Raw genomic sequence first — 5,190 nt, forward strand, 5'->3', positions numbered from 1 at the left:
AAAACACCCCTTTTTCCGAAGAGTTGTCGAAGGACACTCGAACAACACTCGAAGAAACCTTATTTCTAATTTTATCATTTTTGCATCAAACCCACTTAAATAAAGGAAAGGTTACATTTTATGTCTTTTTTCTATTTTCTGCCATATTTGTCAAAAATGGTCTTTTATGGTCAAAAATTGTCTTTAATGGTCATCTTACGCCATCAATCTAAAAACCAACACATTAAACCACTAACTTGCAACTGCATAACTAAAAAATTTGATATTATGGCAGAAATTAAAAAGGGAATCCTTGGTGGATTCTCAGGAAAAGTAGGAACAGTGATTGGTGTCAACTGGCGTGGAAAGGATATTATCCGAAGTCTACCAAAAACATCAAAAAAAGCCCCCACAGAGGAGCAATTAATCCAACGGTTAAAGTTTAGGAAAACCATCGATTTTTTACAACCTTTACGCTCTATCCAAAACATGTATTTTGGAAGTAAAGCAGGTAAACAATCTCGTTTTAATAACGCAACTTCCTATACCCTAACCAATGCGGTTGAAATGGTACAAAACTTACCTGTTATTATCGTAGCACGTGTTCTCATCACCAAAGGCGAATTGGTCGATTTTCAACTTCCCGAGATAGATGCTACTACAGCTGGAACATTTAGTTTTAGTTGGGAAGATAACTCAGGACAAGGAAATGCGAAGGAAACAGATTTGGTGAATGTAGTTTGTTATTCTGAGGATCTGAATAGCTTCTATATCTCTGAAGAGATTGCGACTCGTGATGCGCTTACAGCAAGTATTCAGTTACCTAGCTCCTATCAAAACAAAGAAATTGATGTTTGGATCTACCTCAACACAGAGAAAAGAACGCAAGCTAGTACTAGTATTTACCTAGGAAAACACAAAATGTTGTAACAAAAGTATGATTTGTACGAGAATCAATTATTTGTTTTTTATGACCGAGAATAAAGTTTTAGAAATAGACGTTTATTCTCGGTTTTTTTTGGTTTAAAGATGCGGGGTGCGAAGTGCGGTATGAGTGGTGAGTGGTTAGTTTTGAGTTTTGAGTTTTGAGTAGTATGTACAAATTAGGTGTAAGATGCGAAATGTGAGATGCGAAGTGCGGAATGAGAGGTGCGAGACGCGAAAATGTATTAAGTATTATGTCTTATGTAGTATGTATAAATTCGAAGTGCGAAGTGAGAGGTGCGAGATGAGTGGTGAGTGGTTAGTTTTGAGTTTTGAGTATTAAGTAGTATGTACAGATTAGATGAGAGATGAGAGATGAGAGATGCGAAATTCGAAATTCGAGGTGCGGGATGAGAGAATTTAAATGATAACGAATTTGAATATTAAAAAAGAATAAAAACGTAAAACGTTAAGCGTAGAACGTAAAACTAAATAAATGTGGTTAGAAAATGATATTAAGATTGTTAATCGTTGATTGAGCGGAGTCGAAATCATAATTAGATAATGAGATTCTTCGATAAACTCAGAATGACAACGAAATGAAATTCTAAATTGAATTTACGATAACAAGAAGAAAATTAGTAGTTGATTATTTTATTACGTTCATTTTTGTCTTGACACAAAAACATTTGAAATTAAGAGGAGAAGCTCCAGTGGAGCTTAGGTAATACTTATTTCTTACTTTCATTTTTTTGAGCATCCAAAAAAAGGAAACAAAAAAAGATGCCGACAGTAGACTCTCAATGATTCAACTAACTAAATCATTTCCATAAAGTTGGCAACTCGTTGCACTCAAACACTCCAACTTTTTTACTCCAATAATTTAGAGTTGAACTGCATCTCGATTCTAAATCGTCGGAGTTTAAATTCTTTTTAATTAACAACACGCCAATGTAAAGTATTAAATATCAACAAATAAACATTCTTAAATAGGGCCGGTTTTTAGAATCTGTTGTTAAAAAGTGAATTTGAATATTGTAAAAGGATTGGAAAAATGGCATTAAAAATCTCACGTTAAGAAAATGTTTGAATGCAGCGTTAAAAAGATTTTAGCCCGAAGGGTTTGTAAAATGTTTAGTGAAATGAGAACATTTTTAGTAGAGAGGTTTACAGCCAAGAGTTTTTTGATTACTTTTTTGCTCTCAAAAAAGTGATAGAAAGATTATTCTCGTTTTTCAAAACTATATTTCATTCACTTTTATTCATAGTCTTTATTATTTTATGAATAATGAATTCATATGCCCTTCGGGGAAACTCATCTAAAAAAACGAAACAAAAAAAGATGCCGACAGTAGACTCTCAATGATTCAAATAACTAAATTATTTCCATAAAGTTGTCAACTCGTTTCACTCAAACACTCCAACTTATCTATTCCAATAATTTAGAGCTGAATTGCATCTCGATTCTAAATCGTCGGATTTTAAATTCATTATTAAAAGTGAATCTGAATATTAAAAAAGAAATATACAATCCTCCCTTCTATTCCATTTCTTCTTATGATTTCTTTTATTTAATAATAACTTGGATTTCGCTGGTATTTAAATAATTAAACAACAAGCAAAACACTTCCTTTTTTACACAAAATGAGAAGGATAGCAACGAGTTAAAACTTCTTTTAGTTGAATTGATTTCGAATATACAACCCACGGTCAAAGATCACGGATTCTATGACAGTACAAATCTAAAAAGGCTGCTTAACGTTAGTGACAAAACGTTGTATCGCATGAGCAGAAACAAGACGATTCCTTGTTTTAAGCTCGGTAAAAAGTACTTTTACCCAAAACATTTCTTTAACAAAAAAGCTCTTGGATAAGAGCTTTTTTTAGTGGAGTCTATATTTATTTCATTTTAAATATTTACAATAATACCTTTTTAAAATTAATTGTTTTGTATAATTATTTTATTTAATGTTTTGTGAAGTATATTTAATTATATTTCATTAAATAAAATTCTTTTCGGAAACTTTAGGATTTAATTTGGGACAATACTTCTTCAATGTTAATTTAAATACTTCTTGTAATATATTTGAATATGAAACATATTTTTCTGCAGGAACTTGATAAAGAACAGCATCATGCATTGGTAATAAAAAATCTATATCTGGATAATTTTCATATACATTAATAATTATTTCTTTTAAAATAATGGAAGATAATCCTTGAATTTTTTGACTAATTAACCAATTTTCAGAATTTATATCTTTTACATTTCGTGTTTTATATCTTAAATTACCATTTGCTGTAGATATATAATTGTTATTAGCAAACTCAACTTTTATATCATTGGAATAAATAAGTAAAGAAGTAAATTGCCTAAAGAAATCATTATCAGTTTGAAATTTCATTCCATAACAATAAGAATAGAATATTTCTTTTGCTTGCTCCCTATTTATTGTTTCTTTTCCAATACTTTTAACAATGGAGTCGTATATATCTTCATTATTGTACATTTTTATAAGTAAATCATCTTTAGCTTCACTTGCTAAAATACCAGCTTCAAATTGGCAAAAATCCAGGTATAATAATTTTTTACCTGTTTCTGGTTGGATAATATCTCTGAATTTTCTACTTAATTGCTGTAAAGATGGATTATAAACTAATATTCTACCAGTAATAGTTCCAAAATAGTCATAATTTGGATAAATAATTTCAGATTCTAGATTACCTATTCTTGATAATATGGTTTTGTTTTTTGATAATCTTCTTTCTAATAGAAGGGTTTCAAATATTTTGTAATTATTTTTATTAATCTTTAAGTAAGACCAAAATTCTTTACTATTTAAAGTTACGTTGGATTGAATTTTTGGTTCTAAATTCAATTTTATATTTTCATAATCACTATTTGAAAATATTCCATATTTTAATTGAAGTAAATTTCTCTGATTATATAATTCTTTATCGATTTCCTTTATATGATTTTTTACCTTGTCTTTATCAATTTGAATACCTCTTTTTGTTGCCTTGAATAAAATAGAATTAAGTTTTCTTTCAATATTAAAGTATCTATTTTTTTCTTTTGATGAATTTAAATTATTTAATATGTTTTTATATAGTATTTCTAAACAATCCATTAAAAAAAGAACAGTAGAACTTATGTCAATATAATCTCCAATTCCTAAATAGTAGCATCGAGAATTCTTTAATTTTGTCAAGAATTCTTTTTCAGAAATGTTTAGTTGTGTAAAATCAATATTTTTCAGTGCATTCCATATGACCCATGGGTATTTATTAGGCAAAAATTCTTTTTTAGATCTTCCAATAAGCTGTCTATTAGTTTTCTCTAAATCAAAATAATGTATATTATCATCTAAAGGGATATCGACTAAAATATTAGCAAAATCAAAGGAAATTAATGTATTTACATTTTTAAGAACTAATTTTCCCTTTTGAGTTTCTAAACTTTTTCCTATTTCTTTTATATGGTATATGTTTTCTATAGTACCTTTATTATATTTAACTATTTTAATTACAATTACATCCATATTTATAATGAGATAATGGTTGGGGTGTTATGTATAAGTTCTGATATTTTCAATTTTGATAAATCAGAAACATAAATTTCTTTTCCTTCTTCGTACAGTTTTTTATGTAAATCTTCTAAATCATCTTCAATATGTTTGTGCTCGATTTCATCAGGATTAACATTACGTAGTGCAATTAATGCATTTCTTTGTAGAAAGTAATTACCCTTTAAATTTCCTTTATTAAAAGAACTTAACATTACTTGTTTATAATTTCTCCAATTAATTGATGCTAAATAAATATAAGAACCTGCTGTATTTGCTTGATTTATCTGATTCGTACTCTTAATGTTTCTTATAGCTATTTCAATCAATTGGTTGTCTTTATACTGCATGTAACTCAAAAATATCCATATGAAGTAAGTCTGACTCTCATATATATTTTTCAAGTTATTTTTAATAATACCTTTCAAAACTTCAAAATCTTCTTTTTTAAAATACGATTTTTCAACAGACATTAATAATTTAATAAATGAAGAAGTTAACCAAGGTTGATTTTCAAATTCCTTTAGAATAAATTGTATAATCTCATTAAAATCAATAATATCTTTAAGTACTCTTGTTCTGGCAAATAGTTGCAATTTATGAATGCAAAAAGCTAATTTTCTTCTTTGAAGATATTTTTCATCAGATGTTTCAGTTGAAGAGATAGCATCTTTGAACAATTTATATGTCATTTGTACAGCAATTTGAACATCTCTCGTTC

At 28.4% G+C, this 5,190-nt stretch carries 5 protein-coding genes; 3 read left to right on the forward strand and 2 right to left on the reverse strand.

Annotated elements, in window-relative coordinates; translation table 11 throughout:
• The 3 genes from ACMHJW_RS14490 to ACMHJW_RS14500 form a co-directional block, all read left to right on the forward strand.
• Nucleotides 1-212, forward strand: a 212-nt coding sequence (locus ACMHJW_RS14490) for a hypothetical protein (RefSeq protein ID WP_413534117.1), incomplete at its 5' end; no start/stop codon positions are given.
• Between the two features lie 55 nt (nucleotides 213-267).
• Nucleotides 268-909, forward strand: a complete 642-nt coding sequence (locus tag ACMHJW_RS14495; protein WP_413534118.1) for a DUF6266 family protein — start codon at nucleotides 268-270, stop codon at nucleotides 907-909.
• A 1,679-nt stretch (nucleotides 910-2,588) separates the two neighbouring features.
• On the forward strand, nucleotides 2,589-2,777 hold the full coding sequence (locus tag ACMHJW_RS14500) for a helix-turn-helix domain-containing protein (protein WP_413534119.1): 189 nt from the start codon (nucleotides 2,589-2,591) through the stop codon (nucleotides 2,775-2,777).
• 126 nt (nucleotides 2,778-2,903) lie between these two features.
• Here ACMHJW_RS14500 and ACMHJW_RS14505 read toward each other — a convergent pair whose 3' ends face one another.
• Entirely contained in the window at nucleotides 2,904-4,445 is a 1,542-nt protein-coding gene (locus ACMHJW_RS14505; protein ID WP_413534120.1) for a DNA polymerase, read from the reverse strand.
• Nucleotides 4,446-4,447: 2 nt separating this feature from the next.
• A partial coding sequence (locus tag ACMHJW_RS14510; RefSeq protein WP_413534121.1) for a hypothetical protein occupies nucleotides 4,448-5,190 on the reverse strand: 743 nt, incomplete at its 5' end.

Origin of the sequence: Empedobacter brevis (assembly GCF_965118635.1) — a bacterium.
GTDB classification, from domain to species: Bacteria; Bacteroidota; Bacteroidia; order Flavobacteriales; family Weeksellaceae; genus Empedobacter; species Empedobacter brevis_A.

Coding starts and splice junctions, on each gene's coding strand:
- ACMHJW_RS14495 (WP_413534118.1), top strand. CDS start 268: ATGGCAGAAATTAAAAAGGGAATCCTTGGTGGATTCTCAGGAAAAGTA.
- ACMHJW_RS14505 (WP_413534120.1), bottom strand. CDS start 4,445: ATGGATGTAATTGTAATTAAAATAGTTAAATATAATAAAGGTACTATA.